General features: G+C 71.0%; 22 protein-coding genes and 1 pseudogene. 18 read left to right on the top strand and 5 right to left on the bottom strand.

Features of this window, described 5'->3' with window-relative positions; genetic code table 11:
• The first annotated feature begins 145 nt into the window (after positions 1 to 145).
• On the top strand, positions 146 to 1,621 hold the full coding sequence (locus AB5J53_RS18985) for a beta-1,6-galactanase (protein WP_369246850.1): 1,476 nt from the start codon (positions 146 to 148) through the stop codon (positions 1,619 to 1,621).
• 38 nt (positions 1,622 to 1,659) lie between these two features.
• Here the strand turns inward: AB5J53_RS18985 and AB5J53_RS18980 are convergent, their stop codons facing one another.
• Positions 1,660 to 3,063, bottom strand: coding sequence for an MFS transporter (locus tag AB5J53_RS18980; protein WP_369246849.1), 1,404 nt, complete (start codon positions 3,061 to 3,063; stop codon positions 1,660 to 1,662).
• A gap of 114 nt (positions 3,064 to 3,177) precedes the next feature.
• On the opposite strand from AB5J53_RS18980, the gene AB5J53_RS18975 reads away from it, so the two are divergent.
• From AB5J53_RS18975 to AB5J53_RS18960, 4 genes are all read left to right on the top strand, one after another.
• The gene (locus AB5J53_RS18975; protein ID WP_369246848.1) at positions 3,178 to 3,705 is read left to right on the top strand and encodes a winged helix-turn-helix transcriptional regulator; all 528 of its coding nucleotides are present in this window, start codon (positions 3,178 to 3,180) and stop codon (positions 3,703 to 3,705) included.
• Between the two features lie 119 nt (positions 3,706 to 3,824).
• Positions 3,825 to 4,142 (top strand): DUF6412 domain-containing protein, encoded by a 318-nt coding sequence (locus AB5J53_RS18970; protein ID WP_369246847.1) that lies wholly within the window; start codon positions 3,825 to 3,827, stop codon positions 4,140 to 4,142.
• 97 nt (positions 4,143 to 4,239) lie between these two features.
• Positions 4,240 to 4,998, top strand: a complete 759-nt coding sequence (locus AB5J53_RS18965) for a YidC/Oxa1 family membrane protein insertase (protein WP_369252324.1) — start codon at positions 4,240 to 4,242, stop codon at positions 4,996 to 4,998.
• A 154-nt stretch (positions 4,999 to 5,152) separates the two neighbouring features.
• Positions 5,153 to 6,010 (top strand): fumarylacetoacetate hydrolase family protein, encoded by an 858-nt coding sequence (locus AB5J53_RS18960; RefSeq protein ID WP_369246846.1) that lies wholly within the window; start codon positions 5,153 to 5,155, stop codon positions 6,008 to 6,010.
• A 34-nt stretch (positions 6,011 to 6,044) separates the two neighbouring features.
• On the opposite strand, the gene AB5J53_RS18955 is transcribed toward AB5J53_RS18960, so the two are convergent.
• The 3 genes from AB5J53_RS18955 to AB5J53_RS18945 all read right to left on the bottom strand — a co-directional run bounded on the left by AB5J53_RS18955 (position 6,045) and on the right by AB5J53_RS18945 (position 8,614).
• Positions 6,045 to 6,911 carry an LLM class F420-dependent oxidoreductase gene (locus AB5J53_RS18955; RefSeq protein ID WP_369246845.1) on the bottom strand — a complete coding sequence of 289 codons (867 nt, stop codon included), beginning with the start codon at positions 6,909 to 6,911 and terminating at the stop codon, positions 6,045 to 6,047.
• Positions 6,912 to 7,004: 93 nt separating this feature from the next.
• On the bottom strand, positions 7,005 to 7,505 hold the full coding sequence (locus AB5J53_RS18950; RefSeq protein ID WP_369246844.1) for a heme-degrading domain-containing protein: 501 nt from the start codon (positions 7,503 to 7,505) through the stop codon (positions 7,005 to 7,007).
• A complete protein-coding gene (locus tag AB5J53_RS18945) occupies positions 7,505 to 8,614 on the bottom strand; it encodes a Gfo/Idh/MocA family oxidoreductase (protein ID WP_369246843.1) in 1,110 nt (369 codons plus the stop codon). Before AB5J53_RS18945 ends, AB5J53_RS18950 begins: the two co-directional genes overlap by 1 nt.
• Before the next feature lie 215 nt (positions 8,615 to 8,829).
• Between AB5J53_RS18945 and AB5J53_RS18940 the strand changes: the two genes are divergently transcribed.
• From AB5J53_RS18940 to AB5J53_RS18885, 12 genes are all read left to right on the top strand, one after another.
• The gene (locus tag AB5J53_RS18940; RefSeq protein ID WP_369252322.1) at positions 8,830 to 9,975 is read left to right on the top strand and encodes an ROK family protein; all 1,146 of its coding nucleotides are present in this window, start codon (positions 8,830 to 8,832) and stop codon (positions 9,973 to 9,975) included.
• A gap of 284 nt (positions 9,976 to 10,259) precedes the next feature.
• Positions 10,260 to 11,150, top strand: a complete 891-nt coding sequence (locus AB5J53_RS18935) for a hypothetical protein (RefSeq protein ID WP_369246842.1) — start codon at positions 10,260 to 10,262, stop codon at positions 11,148 to 11,150.
• A 127-nt stretch (positions 11,151 to 11,277) separates the two neighbouring features.
• Positions 11,278 to 12,048: a GntR family transcriptional regulator gene (locus AB5J53_RS18930; RefSeq protein WP_369246841.1), complete on the top strand. Its 771-nt coding sequence runs from the start codon at positions 11,278 to 11,280 to the stop codon at positions 12,046 to 12,048.
• Between the two features lie 173 nt (positions 12,049 to 12,221).
• Entirely contained in the window at positions 12,222 to 13,346 is a 1,125-nt protein-coding gene (locus tag AB5J53_RS18925; RefSeq protein ID WP_369246840.1) for a TIGR03364 family FAD-dependent oxidoreductase, read from the top strand.
• Complete coding sequence (locus AB5J53_RS18920; protein ID WP_369246839.1) at positions 13,340 to 14,077, top strand: HAD family hydrolase; 738 nt, start codon at positions 13,340 to 13,342, stop codon at positions 14,075 to 14,077. Before AB5J53_RS18925 ends, AB5J53_RS18920 begins: the two co-directional genes overlap by 7 nt.
• Positions 14,074 to 15,126: an ABC transporter ATP-binding protein gene (locus AB5J53_RS18915; protein WP_369246838.1), complete on the top strand. Its 1,053-nt coding sequence runs from the start codon at positions 14,074 to 14,076 to the stop codon at positions 15,124 to 15,126. The genes AB5J53_RS18920 and AB5J53_RS18915 overlap by 4 nt, the downstream gene beginning before the upstream one ends.
• A gap of 43 nt (positions 15,127 to 15,169) precedes the next feature.
• Entirely contained in the window at positions 15,170 to 16,066 is an 897-nt protein-coding gene (locus tag AB5J53_RS18910; RefSeq protein WP_369252320.1) for a 2-aminoethylphosphonate ABC transporter permease subunit, read from the top strand.
• Entirely contained in the window at positions 16,053 to 16,850 is a 798-nt protein-coding gene (locus AB5J53_RS18905; RefSeq protein WP_369246837.1) for an ABC transporter permease, read from the top strand. The genes AB5J53_RS18910 and AB5J53_RS18905 overlap by 14 nt, the downstream gene beginning before the upstream one ends.
• Positions 16,851 to 16,895: 45 nt before the next feature.
• Positions 16,896 to 17,978, top strand: coding sequence for a 2-aminoethylphosphonate ABC transporter substrate-binding protein (locus AB5J53_RS18900; RefSeq protein WP_369246836.1), 1,083 nt, complete (start codon positions 16,896 to 16,898; stop codon positions 17,976 to 17,978).
• Between the two features lie 253 nt (positions 17,979 to 18,231).
• Positions 18,232 to 19,011, top strand: coding sequence for an HAD-IIA family hydrolase (locus AB5J53_RS18895; protein WP_369246835.1), 780 nt, complete (start codon positions 18,232 to 18,234; stop codon positions 19,009 to 19,011).
• A gap of 152 nt (positions 19,012 to 19,163) precedes the next feature.
• A complete protein-coding gene (locus tag AB5J53_RS18890) occupies positions 19,164 to 19,703 on the top strand; it encodes a hypothetical protein (RefSeq protein WP_369246834.1) in 540 nt (179 codons plus the stop codon).
• Between the two features lies 1 nt (position 19,704).
• Complete coding sequence (locus AB5J53_RS18885) at positions 19,705 to 20,373, top strand: class F sortase (RefSeq protein ID WP_369246833.1); 669 nt, start codon at positions 19,705 to 19,707, stop codon at positions 20,371 to 20,373.
• A 474-nt stretch (positions 20,374 to 20,847) separates the two neighbouring features.
• Here AB5J53_RS18885 and AB5J53_RS18880 read toward each other — a convergent pair.
• Positions 20,848 to 21,474, bottom strand: a pseudogene (locus tag AB5J53_RS18880) (GAF and ANTAR domain-containing protein); the annotation flags it as partial.
• 185 nt (positions 21,475 to 21,659) lie between these two features.
• Here AB5J53_RS18880 and AB5J53_RS18875 point away from each other — a divergent pair.
• Positions 21,660 to 22,679, top strand: coding sequence for a glycoside hydrolase family 6 protein (locus tag AB5J53_RS18875; RefSeq protein WP_369246832.1), 1,020 nt, complete (start codon positions 21,660 to 21,662; stop codon positions 22,677 to 22,679).
• Positions 22,680 to 22,696: the final 17 nt, after the last annotated feature.

Genomic DNA, 22,696 nt, shown 5'->3' with positions numbered 1-22,696 from the left:
TGAGTCGACGGGCCAACGTCAGTGGGACGACCGGCGATCGAGTCGGTCGACGGGCCAACGTCAGCGGAACGACCGGCGATCGAGTCGGTCGACGGGCCAACGCCGGTGGGACGACCGGCGGTTGATCGGGATGGATGGAGAAGCCATGATCCGGCGTAGAACACTGCTGGCAGCCGCGGGCGGAACGGTCCTCGGCAGCGCCCTGGCGACGGGTACCGCCAGCGCGGACGCGACCATCGCCGTCAACCCCGCGACGACGTACGGGAAATGGGAGGGCTGGGGTACGTCGCTGGCGTGGTGGGCCAACGTGTTCGGCGCCCGCGACGACTTCGCCGACATCTTCTTCACCACCAAGTCGACGACGTACAACGGCACTTCGCTTCCCGGCCTGGGCCTGAACATCGCCCGCTACAACCTGGGCGCGTGCAGCTGGAACAGCGTGAACGGCGAATCGATGGTCGCCTCCGCCAACATCCCCTCCTTCAAGCAGATCGAGGGCTACTGGCAGGACTGGAACAACGAGGACCCCACCTCCTCGGCCTGGAAGTGGACGGCCGACGCCACCCAGCGGGCCATGCTGCTGAAGGCGACGTCACGGGGCGCGACGAGCGAGCTGTTCGCCAACTCCCCGATGTGGTGGATGTGCCTGAACCACAACCCGTCGGGCGCGTCCGGCGGCGGCAACAACCTCCAGTCCTGGAACTACCGCCAGCACGCGTCCCACCTGGCGGCAGTGGCCCTCTACGCGAAGAACAACTGGGGCGTGAACTTCTCCACCGTCGAGGCCTTCAACGAACCGTCCTCCAGCTGGTGGACGGCCACCGGCACCCAGGAGGGCTGCCACATGGACGCGTCGGTGCAGGCGGCCGTACTCCCGTACCTGCGCAGCGAGTTGGACAAGCGAGGCCTGACCGGCACGAAGATCTCGGCCTCGGACGAGACGAGCTACGACCTGGCCCGTACGACGTGGAGCTCTTTCAGCTCGACGACAAAGGGGCAGGTCAACCGGGTCAACGTCCATGGCTACCAGGGTTCGGGCGGCCGCCGGGACCTCCTCTACACGGACGTCGTGAAGACCGCGGGCAAGGGCCTGTGGAACTCCGAGTACGGCGACAGCGACGGCACCGGCCTCACCCTCGCGAGCAACCTCTGCCTGGACTTCCGCTGGCTGCACCCGACCGCCTGGGTCTACTGGCAGGTCATGGACCCGTCGTCGGGCTGGGCGACGATCGCGTACGACGCGAGCACCCTGACCGCCGGGGCGGTGCAGACGAAGTACTACGTGATGGCCCAGTTCACCCGCCACATCCGCCCCGGAATGACGATCGTCGACACGGGGGTGGACTACGCGGCGGCGGCCTACGACGCGACGGCGAAACGTCTGGTGATCGTGGCCGTGAACAAGGCGTCCTCCTCCCAGACCCTGACCTTCGACCTGTCCCGTTTCACCACGGTGTCGGGAGGCACGGGCGGCCTGGTCCCCCGCTGGAACACGCTGACGTCGGGGTCCGGCGACCGCTACACCTCGCGCTCGGACACGTATCTGAGCGGCAAGTCGGTCGCCGTGCCGTTCGCGGCGGGGGCGGTGCAGACGCTGCAGGTGGACGGGGTGGTGGTGTGAGGCGGGGGTGAGGGCCCGCCCGCACCTCGCTGTCGACGTCAGCCGTGCTCCCGAAGGGCCAGCACGCTCACCGCCGCGGCCCCCGCGAGTCCCGCCGACACGAGGATCGCGATGTTCCAGCCGTGGGCGACGCCGCCGGAGGAGGTCACCAGCGCGATCGTGAGGGCGACGCCAGCGCAGGAACCGATGTAGCGGAACGTCTGCTGCGCGCCCGAGCCCATCGCGGCGCGGGTCGCGGGGACGGACTCGACGGCGAGGTGCGGCAGGGCGGCGTTGAGGAGGCCGCTGCCTATGCCGGAGATGATGAAGCCGGGGAGCAGTCGCGTCCAGGAACTGGCACCCAGCGCGCCGAGCATCGTCAGGATGCCGGCCGCGTGCAGCGCGAAGCCGAGTGCGAGCTGGTGGCGTGCCGAGATCCGGCCCGCGAGGCGCCGCGCCTGCAGCGCGACCACGAAGGACAGCCCGGACCAGAGCAGGACCAGCCACGCCGTGTCCAGCGCGGACAGGCCGAGCGTCCGCTGGATCAGCGCCGGCAGGAAGCTGAACACGCCGATCACCGCGACGCCCGTGAACAGCCCGCCCGCGGACGAGGCGAGGAAGCGGCGGTGCCGGAACAGGCCGAGGTCGATCATGGGCGTACGGCTGCGGCGCTCGACGACGACGAACACGGCCATCAGGACGAGGAACGCCGCCAGCAGCAGGCCCACCGGTGCGCGCAGCCAGCCGTCGCGGCCCAGGGTGAGCGCGGCCACCAGGGCCACCAGCGCCAGGCCGAAGGTCAGGGCTCCCGCCAGGTCGGGGCGGCCGCCCCGGGGTGCGCGGGACTCGGTGAGAGCGCGGGTTCCCAGCGCGGCGACGATCAACGCGGCCACGCCCAGCACCGCGTATGCCAGCCGCCAGTCCCACTCGGCCATCCCGCCCGCGAGCAGCGGGCCCACCGCGATGCCGCCGCTGACGAAGGCGCCCCAGACGCCGGTCGCGTGCAGCCGCCCGCGCGGGTTCGGGAAGGCGTGGACGATCAGCCCCAGGCTGCTCGCGAGGATCGCCGCGCTCGCCGCGCCCTGGGCGATGCGGGTCAGCGTGAACAGCCAGGTCGAGTTCGCGAGCGCGCCCAGCGCCGTGGTGATGCCGAGCGCGACCGTGCCGGCCAGGAAGATCCGGCGGCGGCCGTAGTCGTCCGCGAGGCTGCCGGCGACCAGGAGCAGCGCGGCCAGGCCCAGCGGGGTGCCGTTGAGCAGCCAGGCCTGGGCGGAGACCGAGGTGTGCAGCGCGGCGGCGGTGTCGGGGAGCGTGACCAGCGGCGCGGTGTACGTCATCAGCGCCACGGCGGTGGCGGCGCTGGTGAGGGCGAGGGTGGGGGCCGCGCGCGGGGTGCTCTCCGGGGGAGTTGTCGAGCGCGCCGTATCGGTGGATGTGACGGCGGTGCGGTCGAGCCGGGTCATGGCCTGCCCCTTCGGAACGGGTAAGTTCATTCATTGAACCTGCGTATGTGTTGACCGTAGCACCCTAGGTTCGTTCACTGAACCAAGATGTCGAAAAGTGGCTACAGTGGGGGCATGGCTCTGGGCAAGGACTACGCGACGCAGGAGTGCTCGATCGCCCGCGCGCTCGAAATCGTCGGCGAGCGCTGGACGCTCCTCGTCGTACGCGACGCGCTCTACGGCGTACGGCGCTACAACGACTTCCTCGTGCACCTCGGCATCCCGCGCGCCGTCCTCGCGGCCCGCCTCCAGCTGCTCACCGCCGAGGGCATCCTCGAAAAGCGCCGCTACCAGGAGTCGCCGCCGCGCGACGAGTACGTCGTCACCGACCGCGGCATCGCGCTCTGGCCCACCCTGCGCTCGCTCGGCCTGTGGGGCCGCGAGCACTTCAGCGAGACTCAGCTGCGCGCCTTCCGGCACGCGACCTGCGGCACGGAGCTCGGCCGGTACGGCGAATGTCCCGCCTGCGGAACCGTCGTACCCGTCCCGGACGTCGAAATGGTGCCGGGACCCGGACTCGATCCGGACCCGGTGGATCCGGTCAGCCGGGCGCTGCTCAAGCCGAAGCGCCTGCTGGAGCCGATCGAGACGGCTCCTGTATAACGAAGGGCAGCGCAAGCCGACGTACGAGGGCAATTCGGCGTACGGGAGACTCGTGACCTACGAGAATCGACGTACGAGAGACTCGTGACCTACGTGACGTGCGAGAGGGGGAGCAGCCGATGATCCGGAGCTGGGTGAACATGCGCCCCGCCGCCGTGCTGCTGCTTCTGCTGCTCGAAGTCGCGCTGCTCGACACCGGCAGCCTCTCCGCCGCCGTAGCCGTCGCGTTCACCGCGACCGCCGCGGCCGCATCCGCGCTCGCCGTCTGCGCCCTCATCGGCTCGCGCTGCGCGCCCGCCGTCCCCCGTACGCGGGTCCGGACGGCCATCCGCGACCGCGAGCACCGTACGGCCTTCCTGCCCCAACGCGATCCGGACGCGGCGGGGCGCAGGCGTCCCCGGGCGCCGGGGCGTGCCCTCCTGACGGCCGCCGCGTAGGGAAAACCCCGTAGCCGGACCCCGCGCGGGTCGTCATGCCGTATTCCGAATCCCCGGCACGACGAGACCCCCGGAGGGCTCATCCATGTCCACGTTCATGTCCGTTTTCGCGAGCCTGGTCGAGCAGCTCGCCGACCTGCTCCAGCCCCTGTTCCACGCCTCGGCGGCGGCCGCCGCGATCGTCCTGTTCACCGCGTTCGTACGACTTCTCGTGCATCCCCTGTCCCGGGCGGCGGCGCGCGGTCAGCGGGCGCGCGCCGAGCTCCAGCCGAGGGTGGCGGAGCTGCGCAAGAAGCACGCGAAGGATCCCGAGAAGCTGCAGAAGGCGGTGCTGGCGCTGCATGCGGAGGAGAAGGTGTCGCCGCTGTCCGGCTGCCTGCCCAGCCTGCTCCAGCTGCCGGCCTTCTTCCTCCTCTACCACCTGTTCTCGAACTCGACGATCGGCGGCGGGGCCAACGCCCTGCTCGGGCACAAGCTGTTCGCCGCGCCGCTCGGCGACCGGTGGGCGGACGCGCTGGGGAACGGGGGAGTGTTCGGGGCGTCGGGGCTGGTCTACCTGGGACTGTTCGCCCTCGTCGCCGCGGTCGCGACCTTCAATTACCGTCGTACGAAGCGGATGATGGCCGCCTCCGCACCGGTCGCCGACGGCGATCAGCAGGTGCCCGGGCTCGCCTCGGTCAACAAGATCATGCCGTTCATGTCCTTCTTCACGCTCTTCACCGTGGCGGTGGTGCCGCTGGCCGCCGCGCTCTATGTGGTGACCAGTACGACGTGGAGTGCGGTGGAGCGGGCGGTGCTGTACGGCGGGCCCGTGGCCAAGGGGCCCGAGCGGTCCGGGCCGGCGCAAGCGGCCTGAGTGCTCCGGGCCCGGTCAGGCAGCCTGAGCGGGTGGTTACGGTCCAGTCCGTGAACGGGGTATTGCGGACTGGACGGCAAGCTTGGAGGATCGACCAGTCCTCCGATGGCTGCACCCATCGGTCGACTGCCCGCGATCGAGGGAGATTGTGATCATGAAGCTGCTGCGAGTCGGTACGGCGGGGTTGGAGCGGCCCGCGCTGCTCGACGCCGAGGGAACCCTCCGGGATCTGTCGGGCATCGTCCCGGACATCGACGGGGCGCTGCTCGCCGACGACGCGGCGCTCGGCCGGATCCGTTCCGCCGCCGAGGCCGGTGAGCTGCCCGCGCTGGACGCGGCCGGGCTGCGCGTCGGGCCGCCGCTGGCCCGCATCGGCAAGGTCGTGTGCATCGGGCTGAACTACCACGACCACGCCCGCGAGACCGGCGCCGAGCCGCCCGCCGAGCCGGTGATCTTCTTCAAGGCGGCGGACACGGTGGTCGGCCCGAACGACACGGTGCTCGTGCCGCGCGGGTCGGTGAAGACCGACTGGGAGGTCGAGCTGGCGGTCGTCATCGGCCGTACCGCCCGCTACCTGGAGTCCGGTGAGGAGGCGCTCGCCCACGTCGCCGGGTACGCGGTGGCGCACGACGTCTCCGAGCGCGAGTTCCAGATCGAGCGCGGCGGCACCTGGGACAAGGGCAAGAACTGCGAGACGTTCAATCCGCTCGGGCCGTGGCTGGTGACGGCGGACGAGGTCCCCGACCCGCAGAACCTCTCCCTGAAGCTCTGGGTCAACGGAGAGCTCAAGCAGGACGGGACCACGGCCGAGCAGATCTTCCCGGTCGCCGAAGTGGTGCGGTACGTAAGCCAGTTCATGACCTTGTACCCGGGTGACGTCATCAACACCGGTACGCCGGCGGGGGTTGCCCTCGGACAGCCCGAGCCGAAGCCGTTCCTCCGGGCGGGGGATGTCGTCGAGCTGGAGATCGAGGGGCTCGGCCGTCAGAGGCAGGAGTTCAAGGACGCCTGAGCCCCCGACTTCTGAACAACCTGAGTCCCCGACTTCAGAACAAGAGGTCGGCCAGCCTCCGCCACGTCTCCCGCTGCAAGCCGTCCCCCGGGCCGCCGTCCACCACCTGGAGCGCCACGTGGTCGGCGCCCGCGTCGTGGAAGGCGTTGATGCGGGCGCGGATCCGGTCCTCGTCGCCCCAGGCGTACAGCGCGTCGATCAGGCGGTCGCTGCCGCCGGCGGCCAGGTCGTCCTCGGTGAAGCCGAGGCGCAGGAAGCTGTTCGTGTAGTTGGGCAGGGAGAGGTACATGGCGAGGGCCTCGCGGGCCAGTGCGCGGGCGCGGGTCGGGTCGGTCTCCGGGACGACCTTGAACTCCGGGGCCAGCAGCGGGCCCTCGCCCAGGATCTCGCGGGCCTGGGCGGTGTGCTCGGGCGTGACCAGGTAGGGGATCGCGCCCGCGGCCCGGTCGGCGGACAGTTGCAGCGTCTTCGGACCGAGGGCAGCCAGGACCCGGCGTTCCGCGGGGACCCCGGCCGCGTCCAGCGCGTCGAGGTAGTCGACCAGGGCGGAGTACGGGCGGCGGTACTGGTCCGCGAGCTTGGCGTGGCTCACCCCGAGGCCGAGCACGAAGCGGCCGGGGTGGGCCGACTCGACCTCGGCGTAGCCCGCCGCGCTCGCCTCGGCGTCGTACTGCCAGATGCTCTGGATACTGGTGGCGGCCACGAGACGCGAGGTGGCTTCCAGCAGGGGTACGGCGTGGCGGGCGGCGCTGCTGCCGCCCAGCCAGACGGCGCCGTAGCCGAGTTGCTCCAGCTCGGCGGCGGCCTCGGCGATCTCGGTGCGCCGGTCCGGGTCCTCCGAGCGGAGTCCGACGCTCCAGATGCCGTAGCGGCCGACTTTTTCCTTCAGGGCGGTGGTCATGGTTCCGTTCCCTCCGGCAGGTGTCGTTCCATGATCGCTGTGTTGTACGCCAGACCCAACCGGAGGGAGCCTCGGGTTAATCCCCGGCGGCGACTACTCGGCCAGAAACTGCTCCAGCGCCTCCACCACGAGACGGTGGTCCTGGAGCTGCGGCAGGCCGGAGACCGTGACTGACCCGATCACGCCCACGTCCTCGACGGTGATCGGGAACGAGCCGCCGTGCGCCGCGTACACGTCGGGGTCGAGGCGGGAGGAGTCCTCGAACGTCGTGCCCTTGGCCCGGAAGCGGGCGCCGACCAGGTAGGACGAGGCGCCGTAGCGCTCCACGACGCGGCGCTTGCGGGCGATCCAGGCGTCGTTGTCGGGGGTGGAGCCGGGCAGCGCCGCGTGGAAGAGCTGCTGGCCGGCGCGGTGGATGTCGATGGCCACCGGCGCCTGGCGCTCCCGCGCCAGCTCCACGAGCAGGGAGCCGAGGGCCCACGCGTCCTCGTACGTGAACCGGCGGAAGACCAGACGGCGTTCCTGCGCCTCGAGCTCCTCGACGGACGGGGTGATCTCGGGGGCGAACTTCGGTGTGATCTGCGGGTGATGCATCACAGCGTCACCGCCACACCGTCGCGGGCGGAACGGCGGGCGGCCTCCAGTACGTCGAGGGCGGCGGCCGCCTCCAGCGCGGTCACCGGGTTGGGGCCGGCGCCGGTGAGGGCCTGGGCGATGGCCGCGTAGTACGCCGGGTAGTCGCCGGGCAGGGTCTGTACGGGACTGCCGCCGCCGGTGAGCGGGGACTCTCCCCCAGTGCTAAACGCCTGGGTGGGGCCCCCAACGCCGAGGCGGCCCCACAGGGAGTCGGGTTCCGCGCCCCAGGCGGGGCCGGGCCGCAGCCCCTCGCGGAGCGCCGCCTCCTGCGGGTCGAGGCCGTACTTCACGTAACCGGCCTGCGAGCCCAGGACCCGGAAGCGCGGGCCGAGTTGGGCGGTCGTCGCGGAGACGTAGAGGTGGGAGCGGACGCCGCTCGCGTGCGTGAGCGCGATGAAGGTGTCGTCGTCGGTCTCGGCGCCCGGTCGGCGGATGTCCGCCTCCGCGTACACCTGCGTGGCCGGGCCGAAGAGGACCAGGGCCTGGTCGACGACATGGCTCCCGAGGTCGTACAGCAGACCTCCGATCTCTGCCGGGTCGCCGGACTCGCGCCAGCCGCCCTTGGGCTGCGGCCGCCACCGCTCGAAGCGGGACTCGAAGCGCCATACGTCGCCCAACTCGCCCTCGTCGACGAGCTTGCGGAGGGTCAGGAAGTCGTTGTCCCAGCGGCGGTTCTGGAAGACCGAGAGGAGGAGGCCGCGTTCGTCGGCCAGGGCGGCCAGCTCGCGGGCCTCCGCCGCCGTACCGGCGATGGGCTTGTCGACCACGACCGGAAGGCCCGCCTTGAGGGCGGCCGTCGCGATCGGGACGTGGGTCTTGTTCGGGGACGCGATGACGATCAGGTCCAGCTCGTCGGCGCGTGCCCACAGCTCGTCGGGCGTGGCGGCGATCCGGAGGCCGTCGCCGAACTCGGCGCGGGCCTGCTCCTGCCGCTCCGGGTTGGACGTGACGACCGTGTCGAGGGTCAGTCCCTCTGTCGCGGCGATCAGCGGGGCGTGGAAGACGGAGCCCGCGAGGCCGTAGCCGACGAGGCCCACGCGGAGGGGGGTACCAGTCATGCCTGTCATGGGTCTACTTTCGCAACGCTGTTGCCAAAGTGCAAGCGCAGGGGACAATGGGGGACGTGAACAGGAGCGATGCGGGCGACGGGGACGCTGTGGAGTCGAGTGTGGGGGTGCCGGAGGTGCGCCGGCAGCAGGGGCAGGAGAGTGGTCGGGGCGTGGCGACGGGGACGGGCGCGGAGGCGGGAGCGAGCACGGCGGCGGGAGCGGCCTCGTCCGGCTTGCGAGGCCGGCACGCCGAGACCGGACCCGGAGTGAATCTGCTCGCCCTGCGCAGTCACAACGCCGCGCTCGTGCTCGATCTGCTGCGCACGGCCGGACCGTCCGGGATCAGTCGGCTCGAACTCGCCGAGCGGACCGGGCTGACCCCGCAGGCCGTCAGCAAGATCACCGCCCGGCTGCGGGCGGACGGCCTCGCGGCGGAGGCCGGACGCCGCGCCTCCACCGGCGGCAAGCCCCGTACGGTTCTGCGGCTCGTCCCCGAGGCTGGGCACGCGGTCGGGCTGCACCTCGACCGGGACGAACTGACGGCGGTGCTCTGCGATCTCACGGGGGCCGTGGTGGACGAGCGCAGGACTCCGCTGGATCTGGGGGCCGGAGCGGAGGCGGTTGTCGAGGGAGCGGCGGGGGAGGTGGAGGCCCTGATCGCGGGGGCGACCGTGCTGGGAGTGGGGGTCGCGCTGCCCGGGCCGCTCGATCATGTGCGGGGGGTTTTGCACCGGGTCACCGGGTTTCCCGAGTGGGACGGGTTTCCGTTGCGGGACGCGTTGGTGGAGCGGTTGGGGTTGCCGGTGGTGGTGGACAAGGACACGAATGCGGCGGCGTTGGGGGTTGCGGTAGGAGGTGGCGCCTCCGGCGGCGCTGGAATTGCCGGGGCCGGCGGAGGCGCCGGGGGCGTCGGGGGGTCCTTCGCGTATCTGCATCTTGGGACGGGGCTGGGGGCCGGGCTCGTGATCGGTGGGGGCGTGCATCGGGGCGCCCGTACCGGGGCGGGGGAGTTCGGGCATCAGGTCATTCAGCTGGACGGGCCGGTGTGTGGGTGCGGGAACCGCGGGTGCATCGAGGTCTTGTGTCTGGAGGCGGTGAGGCGGGGGGCCATGGATGAGGCGGCGCACGTGCTGGGGGCGGGCGCGGCGAATCTGGTGGGGCTGCTGGACATTGATCTCGTGCTGCTGGGTGGACGTACTGTCGCGGCCCATCAGGAGACCTTTGTGCGGGGGGTCGGGGCCGTGCTGGAGGAGCGGGCTCGGCGGGAGGGGGTGGACTTGGCGGTGCCGGTGCGGGTTGCTCCCGGTGGGGCGCGGGGGGTTGCGGAGGGGGCGGCGCAGTTGTTGTTGGCGCCGTTGTTCGGGCGGGGGGAGGGGTGACCGTGGGTGGGGGTGCCGGTGCGTGGGTTCTCGCCCCCTCCGCCCCTACCCGTCCCGTACCTGGGGGCTCCGTACCCAGACCCCCTGGGTTGTCTTATCGCTGCTGACCGGTGGGGGCTTGTCGCGCAGTTCCCCGCGCCCCTTGCGCCGAACGGGGGTTGCGGTGGGCGTGGCGGGGCGGTGTGGGGGTGGGGGCGTGGCAACGTCGAGGGTGCCGTTGCCCGGTAGCGCCTGATGTTTCCGGTCCCGATTCCTCCTGTCCCCGATCGGCCGAAGGCCCCCTCATGCGACTGCGCAAGTTCCTCCCCCTCGCTTTGACCGCCCCCGCCCTGGCCCTCGTGCCTGCCCCCGCCCACGCGCTCACCCCCACCCTCGTGCCCGCGAGTCCCCGTCCCACCTGCGCCGCCCCGGACACCCGGGACTTCCCCATCAAGACCCGGATCCACGGTGGTCCCGCCACCTATGACGTCGGCGGTGACTTCCGGACCTGGTACATCGACCTCACCAACACCACGGCGCACTCCTGCGGCGGCATTCACCCGATCGTCGTGCTCGTGGACACGAAGCGGTTGTTGCGCCCGGGGCAGGCGCGGTTGGAGTTCTATGAGGGGGAGCGGGCGCATCCGGTGACGTTCCAGACGAGTGACGAGGCCGAGAACGTGGGGGCGTTCGACGACGGTTTCCCGGGATTCACCGTGGGACCGGGGCGGACGCTCACCGTGAAGGTGCGCCTCTCCGTGACCTCCGACGCGACCGCCCCGAACGACGTCGTCGCGAACGCGGCCGTCGTGCAGCGGCACAACGACGACGGCGACTGGGTGGGGGAGTCGAACGACTACCGGTTCCGCATCCAGGACGAGGAACAGGGCGAGGAACAGGGCGAGGAACAGGGCGAGGAACAGGGTGAGAAACCGGGCGAGGGCGACAGTGAGACCGAGGGGGCCAGTCAGAGCCCGAGCCAGAGCCCGAGCCAGGGCGTCGGCGCCGGGGTCGGCCCCAGCGCCGGCTCAGACAGCGGCAACGCCACGCAGAAGCAGGTCCCGTCCCCGGACGAGTTGGCCCGCACCGGCCCCGGCGCGGCGCACCGGCTCGGCGTGACGGCCGGGCTCGTGCTGTTCGCCGCGGGGGGCGCCCTGCTCGCCGTAACCCGCCGGGTACGCCTCCGCCGCCGCTGACCCCTGTGCCGCCTCCTGCGTCACCTGTGGCATCTGTGTCATCGGCTTCCCTGTGCCATCCGTGTCATCCGTGCCACCTGTGCCACCTGGAACTCGTGGCGCGAACCCCATCTGCGACGATCCCCCCGTGGACTACCCGAACGACCAGGCCCCCGGCGCCCCCGTCCGCTCCGGCATCCCGGAGCACGGCCGTATCCCGAAGTACTACGCGGTCAAGGCGCACATCGCCCTGCTGATCGAGGAGTTGGGCGAGGGGGGCCTCCTGCCCACCGAGCGTGATCTCGCGGAGAAGTACGAGGTCGCCCGCGAGACCGTGCGCCAGGCCCTGCGCGAGTTGCTGCTCGAAGGGAAGCTGCGCCGGCAGGGGCGCGGAACGGTCGTCGCGGGACCGAAGCTGGAGCAGCCGCTCTCCCTCGCCAGCTACACCGAGGGCGTACGGCGGCAGGGGCGCACCCCTGGACGCACGCTCATCTCGCTCGACCGCTTCCCCTGCCCCGAGTCCCTCGCCGCCGAGGCCGGGCTCACGCGGGGCGAACCCGTGTGGCACATGGAGCGCGTTCTGCTCGCGGACGACGAGCGGGTCGGGCTGGAGAGCACGTACGTCGCCGTGGCCCGCGTGCCGGAGCTCGACCGTGACTTCGACCCGGACTCCTCCTTCTACGCGTACCTCCACGAGCGGCTCGGCATCGCGTTCGGCGACGCCGACGAGCGCATCGAGACCGTGCTGGCCACCCCGCGCGAGGCGCTGCTCATCGGGACGCCGCCCGCGCTGCCGATGCTGCTGATCCACCGGGTTTCGCGGGACACGGAGGGCCGGCCGCTGGAGCGGGTGCGGACGCTGTACCGGGGGGATCGCTTTTCCTTCACGGCCCACCTCGGAGTCCACCTCGACGGCTGATTTCAGCAGATTCCGGCCGATTCCGGCTGATTTCAGTCGCGCTCGGGCGGGCTCCGGCCCGCCTCCTTTTATAACGACAAGATAACGGGTCTAGCCCAAACGTGATGGGCAGTTCACCATCTGGTTGCCGGTCGGACCCTTCCGATTCCCCCGTCCCGAGGAGCGTTGCCGTCGTGAGAGTGATAGTCGTCGGAGCCGGAGTGGTGGGCACCCTGCATGCCTGGCACGCAGTGGAGCGCGGCCACGAGGTCGTACAGATCGAGCGTGAGGCGGAGGCCCGCGGGGCCTCGCTGCGCAACTTCGGGCAGATCTGGGTGAGTGGTCGCGCCGGAGGAGAGGAGCTCGAAACCGCCCTGCGGGCACGGGAGTTGTGGGAGACGATCGGGGCGCGCGTGCCGGGGCTCGGGTTCCGGGCGTGCGGGTCGCTGACGCCCGTACGGGGGGACCTCGAACTCGCCGTCGCCGAGGCCGCCCTGGCCCGCCCCGACGCCGCCGCACGCGGCTACAAGCTGCTCACGGCGGACGAGGCGCGTGCGATGAACCCGGCGCTGCGGGGTGCGTTCGACGCCGCCCTCTCCTGTGAGCGCGACGCCGCCGTCGAGCCGCGTACCGCCCAACTCGCCCTGCGGGAAGAGCTGTTGCGTTCCCCGAACTACACCTTCCTGCCGGGGCGCGAGATCCGTGACGTCGTCGGTGAGAACGCCGTGCGCGACGACCACGGGGACGTGCACACCGGCGACGTCGTCGTGCTGTGCACGGGGGCCTGGCTGAGCGGTCTCGTACGGGAGTTGGCGGGGCCCGAGCTGCCCGTGCGGCGCGTACGGCTGCAGATGATGCAGACCGATCCGCTCGGTGAGCCGCTCACCACCTCCGTCGCCGACGCGGACAGCTTCCGCTACTACCCCGCGTACCGCAGCCCCGCCCTCGACGAACTCGACGCGCACCAGCCGCAGGCCGCGACCGCCGCCGCGCACCGGATGCAGCTGCTCATGGTGCAGCGCGCGGACGGCGGGCTCACCATCGGCGACACCCACGAGTACGAGCACCCCTTCGCCTTCGACACCCTCGAAGACCCCTACGACCACCTCACCGAGGTCGTCGAGTCCTTCCTCGGACGGCCGCTGCCGAAGATCCGGCGGCGCTGGGCCGGGGTGTACGCGCAGTGCACCGATCCGAGCCGGGTCGTGCACCGGCAGCGCGTACGGGACGGGGTGTGGCTGGTCACCGGGCCCGGCGGGCGCGGCATGACCTGTTCGCCCGCCATTGCCGAGACAACCGCCAACGAGCTGGGATGGTGACCGAGTTGAACCGCATACGTCTTGTCGTCCTCGACATGGCCGGCACCACCGTCGCCGACGGCGGGCTGGTGGAACAGGCCTTCGCCGTGGCCGCAGGGGAGCTGGGCGTCGAGCCCGGCTCCGCCGACCACGCCGAGAAGCTCGACTACGTCCGGGCCACCATGGGCGAGTCCAAGATCTCCGTCTTCCGGCATCTGTTCGGCGAGGAGGCGCTCGCCCAGCGGGCCAACTCCGCCTTCGAGAAGGCGTACGGGGAACTCGTCGACGGTGGGCGGATCGAGCCGATCGCCGGGGCCCGCGAGGCGATCGGGGCGCTCGCCGAGACCGGGCGGACGGTCGTGCTCACCACCGGGTTCGCCCGCGTCACCCAGGACGCCATCCTCGACGCCCTGGGCTGGCGGGACCTGGTGCCGCTCACGCTGTGCCCGGCGGACGCGGGGGGCCGTGGACGGCCGTACCCCGACATGGTGCTGGAGGCTTTTCTGCGGACCAAGGCCGCCGAGGGCGTCCAGCAGATCGCCGTCGTGGGCGACACCTCGTACGACATGCTCAGTGGTGTACGCGCCGGGGCCGGAGTCGTCGCCGGGGTGCTGACCGGGGCCCATGACGACCAGGCGCTGCGCGCCGCCGGGGCCGGGCATGTGCTCGGTTCGGTGGCCGAGCTGCCCGCGTTGCTCGACGGGCCCGCGTTGCTCGACGGGCCCGCGCTACGCGACGGAGGCGGGCGATGAGCGGCGGTATCCGCTTCGACCGGGTGTCCGTCGCGTACGGGGGCAACACGGTTCTCGACTCGCTCGACCTCACCGTCGAGCCCGGTGAGGTGATGGCGCTGCTCGGGCCGTCCGGGTCCGGGAAGACCACCGCGCTGCGGGCCGTCGCCGGATTCGTGCGACCCGTCTCCGGGCGGGTGTTCATCGGCGACCGTGACGTGACCGATCTGCCGCCGTACCGGCGCGGGATCGGCATGGTGGTGCAGCAGTACGCGCTCTTCCCGCACATGCGCGTCGAGGACAACGTCGCCTTCGGGCTCAGGGCGCGCAAGGTGGCCAAGGGCGAGATCCGCGGGCGGGTCGCCGAGGCGCTGGAGATGACCGGGATGGCCGCCTACGCCCGGCGGTATCCGCGTGAGCTGTCCGGTGGGCAGCAGCAGCGCGTCGCCATCGCGCGGGCGCTTGCCGTCCGGCCCGGTGTGCTGCTCCTCGACGAGCCGCTGTCCGCGCTCGACGCGCAGTTGCGGTCCGGGATGCTTGCCGAACTGGCCCGGCTGCACCGGGAGTTGCCGGATGTGTCCATCCTGTACGTCACCCATGATCAGGTCGAGGCGCTGACCCTGGCGGATCGGATCGCTGTCATGGACCGGGCGCGGTTGCGGGACTGTGGGACTCCGCGGGAGCTGTACCGGGCGCCTCGGACCGAGTTCACGGCGTCCTTCGTGGGGAACGCCAACCTGTTGCCCGTGACCGTGCAGGCGGGGGCCGTCTCCTTCGCCGGGGGCGACCTCGAGGTCGATACGGGGGGTGCGGCGCCGGGCGCCTCGGCGACCTTGTGTGTGCGGCCCCATCATGTCGGGCTGGGGGCCGGGCCCAACCAGTTCGTCGGGACCGTGAGTGAGATTCAGTGGCGGGGGGCCACGCATCGGCTGTACGTCGATGTGGGGGGCCACCGGGTGATGGCGGACCTTCGAGAGCTGCGTACGCCTCCGGCGTTGGGGGAGTCGGTGGAGTTGCACTTCGCGCCCGAGGACGCGGTGTTGCTGGCCGCGGGGGTGACTGATGGGTAGGCCCAGTGAACCTCTGATGGCAAGTGACCCGGCGGCGGTGGCTGTGCCCACCCTCCCTCACTCTCGGCTTCGCTCGAGCGGGGGGACCCCCACCGCCCTGCGGAACGATTGCCCACAGCGCTTGACGTCCAACTTGCTGTGGGCCCTGCCCCCCGTCGCCGTCCTCTCGCTCGTCTTCCTCTACCCCCTCGCCCTCGTCGTCCAGCAGTCCTTTCAGCCGGACACGGGTGGCACGTCCGCGCAGGCCTACGGTGACGTGTTCGCCTCTGCCGCGTTTCGGGAGGCGCTCGGGACCACCGTGTGGCTGGCGGTGGGGGCGACCGTCGGGTGTCTCGTGCTCGGGTTCGTGCTGGCCCTGGTCATCGCGTTCGTGCCGTTTCCCGGGGGGAAGGCGGTGGCCAGGTTCATCGACGTGTTCCTCTCCTTCCCTTCCTTCCTCATCACGCTGGCGCTGCTGTTCATCTACGGCACCGTGGGCATGGCGAACGGGCTGTGGACGGACGCGACCGGGGCTGCGGAAGGGCCGTTCCAGTTCCTCACCACCCCGTGGGGTGTGCTGCTCGCCGAGGTCACGTACTTCACCCCGTTCGTGATGCGGCCGCTGCTGGCCGCCTTCTCGCAGATCGACACCGCGCAGTTGGAAGTGGCGTCCTCCCTCGGGGCGCGGCCCGCTCGGATCGTGCGGCAGGTGATCCTGCCCGAGGCGCTGCCCGCGCTCGCGGCCGGCGGCAGCCTCGTACTGGTCCTGTGCCTCAACGAGTTCGGGATCGTGCTGTTCACCGGGGCCAAGGGGGTCACCACCCTGCCGATGCTCGTCTACAGCAAGGCGATCCTGGAGTCCGACTATCCGGGCGCGTGCGTGGTCGCCGTCGTCAACGTCCTTATTTCCGTGGGGCTCTACGGCCTCTACCGGGTGGTGAGCCGCCGTGTTGGTGCATAGCCGCAAGGGGAAGTGGGCCACCTGGGCCGTCTTCTTCGTACTCTTCCTGCCCCTGTTCGCCCTGCCGCTGCTCGTCGTCCTCGCCGCGTCGTTCGCCACGAACTGGTCGAGCGCGTTCCCGTCCGGCTTCACCACCGGGCACTACACGGCCGCCACCCGCGGCGAATCACTCCAGGCACTGACCACCAGCCTGGTCACGGCGGTCACCGCGAGCCTGCTCGCGCTGCTCGTCGGCACCTGGGCGGCGCTCGCCGCGCACGGGCTCGGGAAGCGGGGCAGGCGCGTCCTGGACACCCTGTTCATGCTGCCGGTCGCCGTGCCCTCGGTCGTCGTGGGCCTTGCGATCCTGGTCGCCTTCTCCAAGCCGCCGATGCTGCTCAACGGCACCCGGTGGATCGTCGTCCTCGCGCACACCGTTCTTGTCACGGCGTTCGCCTACCAGTCGGTGTCGGCTGCCATCGTCCGACTCGACCCGGCGTACGAACAGGCCGCGGCCTCGCTCGGCGCCCGGCCCTCGTACGTGCTGTGGCGGGTGCGGCTGCCCCTGCTGCTGCCGTCGCTGACCGCCGCCGCGGGGCTCTGCTTCGCCCTGTCCATGGGCGAGTTGAGCGCCACCATGATGCTCTACCCGCCGGACTGGACCCCGCTGCCGGTCCAGATCTACGCGGCCACCGACCGCGGAGCGCTCTTCACCGGCTCCGCCCTCGCCGTGGTCCTCATGACCGCCACGGTCGTCGTCCTGTTCGCGGTTTCGAGGATCCGTACCAAGGCCTCGTACCGGTAATCCCGCCCCCCAACACACATCGCAACGCAAGGAGTTCGCCTCGCCATGCCCAGAAACACGCGCCTCAGGCCGATCGCCGCCGTCCTCGGCAGCCTGGCCCTCGCCTCCTCCCTCACAGCCTGCGGCGGCGACTCCGCCGCCTCCGACGCCAAGGTCGTCACCGTCTACAGCGCGGACGGCCTCAAGGGCGAGAACGGCGACGGCTGGTACGACCAGGTCTTCAAGGACTTCGAGAAGGAGACCGGGATCAAGGTCAAGTACGTGGAGGGGGGTTCGGGCGAGATGGTCCAGCGGGCCGTCCGCGAGAAGACCAACCCGCAGGCCGACGTCCTCGTCACGCTGCCGCCGTTCATCCAGCAGGCCGACGGCAAGGGGCTGCTGCAGAAGTACGCCCCGAAGGGCTCCGACCAGGTCGACGGCGCCGACAAGGCGGCCGACGCCACCTGGACCTCCGTCGTCAACAACTACTTCGGCTTCGTCTACAACAAGAAGGAGCTCGAGCAGGCGCCCACCACCTGGGACGAGCTGCTCGACGGGAAGTACAAGAACAAGCTCCAGTACTCCACCCCCGGTGTCGCCGGCGACGGAACCGCCGTGCTCATCAAGGCGATCCACGACTTCGGCGGCAAGGAGCCGGCGCTGGCCTACCTGAAGAAGCTCCAGGCCAACAACGTCGGCCCGTCCGCCTCCACCGGCAAGCTCGCCCCCAAGGTCGACAAGGGCGAACTCCTCGTCGCGAACGGCGACGTCCAGATGAACTACGCGCAGTCCAAGGACATGCCGAACCTGGGCATCTGGTTCCCGCAGGCCACCGACAAGGCCGCCGACGCCGCCGGAAAGCCCACCACCTTCGCCCTCCCCTACGCCGCGGGGCTCGTCACCAAGGCCCCGCACTCGGAGAACGGCAGGAAGCTCCTCGACTTCATGCTCTCCGCCAAGGCCCAGCAGCAGGTCAGCGAGATCGGCGGCGGCTTCTCCGCCCGCAAGGACGTCAAGGCCACCGACGCGAACGCCATCGCCCTGACCAAGCTCATGGGCGGCGTCGAGATCTTCGAGCCGGACTGGGCCGACATCGACGAGAACCTCCAGTCGTACGTCGAGGACTGGAAGTCGGCCACCGGCAGCTGACACCCCGCGCACAGCGCTCCACCCGGCAACGCCCCTCGAACCACCAAGGGCGTTGCCGGGTGCACAACTGGTACGGGGCGATCGACGGAGTCGCGATCAAGCAGAGCCGACCGGGCCGGGAGTCCCGATCAAGCAGACCTGACCAGGTCGGGACGATGCGGGCCTGACTAGGCTGGGGGCCGTCGGCACAGCGTCGTTCCGGCGCCCCCGGATCGTGTGCGTACGTACGCCAGGACGGCAGGAGACCCAGCACATGGCAGAGCGCAAGCCCATCGAGTCGTGGCTCACCGACATGGACGGTGTGCTCATCCACGAGGGTGTGCCGATCCCCGGCGCCGACGCCTTCATCAAGAGGCTGCGGGAGTCCGGCAGGCCCTTCCTGGTGCTCACAAACAACTCGATCTACACCGCCCGTGACCTGCACGCCAGACTTCAGCGCATGGGCCTGGACGTCCCGGTCGAGAACATCTGGACGTCCGCCCTGGCCACCGCCAAGTTCCTGGACGACCAGCGCCCCGGCGGCACGGCCTACGTCATCGGCGAGGCGGGCCTGACCACGGCTCTGCACGACATCGGGTACGTCCTGACCGACCACGAGCCGGACTACGTGGTCCTCGGCGAGACCCGTACGTACTCCTTCGAGGCCATGACCAAGGCGGTCCGGCTGATCAAGGGCGGCGCCCGCTTCATCGCCACCAACCCCGACGAGACGGGCCCGTCCACGGAGGGCCCGCTGCCCGCCACCGGCGCGGTCGCCGCGCTGATCACCAAGGCGACCGGGAAGCAGCCGTACTTCGCGGGCAAGCCGAACCCGCTGATGATGCGGACCGGTCTGAACGCCATCGGGGCGCACTCCGAGACCAGCGCGATGATCGGCGACCGTATGGACACGGACGTCCTGGCCGGTCTGGAGGCCGGAATGGAGACGTTCCTGGTGCTCACGGGGCTGACCACGCCCGAGGAGATCGAGCAGTACCCGTACCGTCCGTCGAAGATCGTGGACTCGATCGCGGACCTGGTCGACCGGGTCTAGGGCGCCCACCGGGCGGGATCCGGAGCGCGGAGCCGGTCGACCCCGGCTCGACCGCGGGTAAACCATTCACAACTCGTACGGAGCAGTCGCGCCCCTCTGAAGATGCGCCCCACCGCCCCGAGGGGGAGTCTCCAGGTATCTGGAGGTTCACGATGCGCTCTATGCGACTCACTCTCTGTGCCGGGGCGGTGGTCGCGGCCGCGTGCACACCCCTCGCGTACGCGGCCGACGCGGGCGTCTCGGTGGCGCCGTCGTCCCCCGCCCCCGGCAGCGACATCCAGCTGCGCGCGACGGGCTGCACGGGCCAGGAGGGCACCGCGAAGTCGGCTGCCTTCGTGGCGGACGCGCAGCTCACCGGCCAGGGCGGCGGTGCGCTCCTCGGCGAGACGCGCGTGCCCACCTCGCTCACGCCCGGCACGTACGAGATCAAGGTCAGCTGCGACGGCGACGACGGCAAGGTCAAGGGCACCGTCACCGTTTCACCGCAAGGCAGTTCGAATGCGTCCGCGGCCGCCTCGCCGGTCGCGCCGGTGCACGCGGGCGGCGGCGGCACCGCGCACTTCGCCTCCGTGGACGCCAAGGCGACCGGCCCCGGCACCAAGCAGGCGGTGATCGGCCTGGTCCTCGCCAGCGTCGCCGCGGTGGCCGTGGCGGTGCGCAGCGCACGCCGGGGCCACGACAGCCGCGACTGACATGTCCGAACGGGAGCGTTCCTCCGGCAGCGGGCGCCTGATCACCGGTGTCGCCTGGGTCGTGCTGCTGCTCGGGCTGTGGCTGTGGGGCCGCGAGGCGACGGATCTGCGCCAGGGGATATCGGCGCCGACCACGACGGGGGACATCGCGGCCGTCGGACGGCCGCCGGAGGTGCGACTGCCGCCCGCGGTGAAGCCGCTGGGCAGCGCGCGGCCGCAGCGCATCGACATCCCGTCGATGGGGGTGCAGGCACCCGTCGTGGCCCGCGGGCTCGACGCGCAGGGCGCGATCGATCCGCCGCCGTTCGACCAGCCCGGCGTGGTCGGCTGGTACGCGGCCGGGGCGAAACCGGGGGCCGCCGGGACCGCGCTGTTCGTGGGGCACGTGGACACCGAGACCCGGCCCGCGGTCTTCTACAAGCTCAGCACGGTTCGGCCGGGCGAGAGCGTCCGCGTGATCCGCGACGACGGGACGGTCGCCGAGTTCACCGTGGACGACGTCCAAGTGCTCCCGCGCGACGACTTCGACGCCCAACAGGCGTACGGCGTACGCAAGTCGGGGCGGGCCGAGCTGCGGCTCATCACCTGCGGCGGCACGTTCGACCGCGCGAGCCGCACCTATACGGCGAACGTGATCGTGTCGGCGTACCTCACCGGAAGCGGATTGTGAGCCGCAGGCCGTACGTTGGCCGTGAGCGTGAGCGTGAGCGTGAGCGAGCCGCGAGCCGCACCTGGCCCGGTCGACGGCCCGCTCCCCCCGAAACCGCCGACCGGGCTGGTCCTCGACCGCGCGCGCACGGGCTGCGGGAGTAACCCGGCGACCGGCGCGGGAGGTTCTGGGGGGCCGTCTGCGAGGGGTGGGCGGACGGCGCAATCGGCCGGGGGCTGGGGCCGTTTGAGGCAACTGTAGAACGGATGAGCGTTCCGGCCTAGAGGTTGTTTGACGCCATGTCGACAACCGATGGCTGTGTGTCATCCGCGCAGGTGGAAGGTGCCTTTGTCGAAGTCGCCCTCCCCCGCTGGAGCCCTCACGAAGACTCCGGCGGCCCGCCCCCCCCAGATCGTCCCGGTCCACCGAGCCGTCGATCACTCCCGTCGCGACCTCGTCCAGCGGCAGCCGGTGCCGGCGCGCGTACTGGCGCAGCGTCATGAAGGCCTGATCGACCCCTGTGCCCCAGCGCTCCGCGAGCATGCCCTTCGCCTGTTCGATGCGTACGCGGCTGGAGAGGGCCATCTGCAACTGCTCGGCCAGGGTGCGGTACTGCGCGTACAGCCGGTGGTTCTGCAGCCCGACGGCCGCCGCGTCGGCGAGGACCTGGGCGAGCCGCACGCTCCCGTCCTCCTCGGGCTCGTGCTCGGGGAGGGTGGGCACGAAGACGTTGAGCGCGCCGAGCAGTGTCTCGCGGCGGCGCAGCGGGACCGCGAAGGTCGCGGCGATGTCATGGCGCAGCGCCCGCTCGGTGAAGTCGGGCCAGCGGGAGGCGGCATGGGCCACGCGGATCGAGATGGGCGGGACGGGCCGTCCCGTGCCGTAGCTGTCGAGGCAGGGACCGCCGTGGTGCTGGACGGCCAACAGGTCGAGCGCGACCTCCTGTTGGCGACTGCTCACCGCGAGCGACACTTCCTCGCCGCCGTCGATCAGCATGATCCCGGCGGCCCGCGCGCCGAGGATCTCCACGCAGTGATCGGACAGGCGCTGCAGATAGTGCTCGACGTCGAAAGCGTCGGAGAGTGTGTCCGAGGCTTCCAGCAGGGCCGACGCCAGCAGCATTTCCCGGCTGCCGTGGTGCATGTCCCGTACCCCGATTCTTTTGTCCCCCGTCTCCCTCGCTCAGCCGCGCCTACCCGGAGGGCCAGGGCTGTAACAGCTCTCCGACAACGTCGGGCGACCTCGTGGGCGGCGCGAGACGTATGTCAGGATTGAGACTTAGGACGGTGCACCCAAGGGGGAGTTGGATGTACGGCACGAGGGGGGCCGGGGCACGGGCGTCCGTTGCGGTGGCGGGGGCGGCACTGCTGCTCGCCGGGTGTTTCTCCTCCGGGGGCGACAGCGACAAGGGCGACGGTTCCGGTTCCAAGGTCACACAGCAGCCCAAGAATTCGGACCCGTTCTGGGTCAATCCGGATGGGAACGCGGCCGAGCAGGTCTCCGCGTTTGTGAAGGCAGGCAAAAAGGACGACGCCGAGCAGATCCGCAAGATCGCCGAGCAGCCGACCGGTGAGTGGATCGGGCCGGAGAATCCGGAACAGGAGGCGCGCGGCTTCACCGAGGCCGCCGAGAAGGCCGACCGCGCCGCGATCCTGGTCCTCTACAACATCCCGCATCGCGACTGCGGCCAGTTCTCGCAAGGAGGCGCCGCGGACGGCAACGCCTACCGGACCTGGATCGACGGGGTCGCCAAGGGCATCGAGGACCGGCCGGCCACGGTCATCCTGGAGCCGGACGCGATCCTGCACCTGGTCAACCAGTGCACCCCGGACGAATACCACGAGGAGCGCTACGACCTCCTCAAGGGCGCCATCGCCAAGCTCAAGGCCCTGAAGAACACCAAGGTGTACCTGGACGCGGGCAACGCGGGCTGGGGTCACCCCGACCAGATCTTCCAGCCGCTCCAGTGGGCGGGCATCGACCAGGCCGACGGTTTCTCCGTCAACGTCTCCAACTTCTACTCGACCCAGGACTCCATCGCGTACGGCAAGCAGCTGTCCGCGAAGGTGGGGGGCAAACACTTCGTCATCGACACCAGCCGCAACGGCAACGGCCCGTACACGGGCGGCAAGGCGGACGAGAACTGGTGCAACCCGCCGGGCCGCGCGCTCGGCGAGACCCCGACGACCAAGACCGCCGATCCGCTCGTCGACGCGTACCTGTGGATCAAGCGGCCCGGCGAGTCGGACGGCACGTGCAAGGGCGGGCCGAAGGCCGGCCAGTGGTGGGCGGACTACGCGCTGAAGCTCGCGAAGGCTTCCAAGTAGCGGCCCGTACGTGACGG

The organism is Streptomyces sp. R41, from assembly GCF_041053055.1.
In the GTDB taxonomy this organism is placed as follows: domain Bacteria; phylum Actinomycetota; class Actinomycetes; order Streptomycetales; family Streptomycetaceae; genus Streptomyces.
The sequence above is the reverse complement of the archived record's forward strand: the minus strand, read 5'-3'. Positions and strand labels throughout refer to the sequence as shown.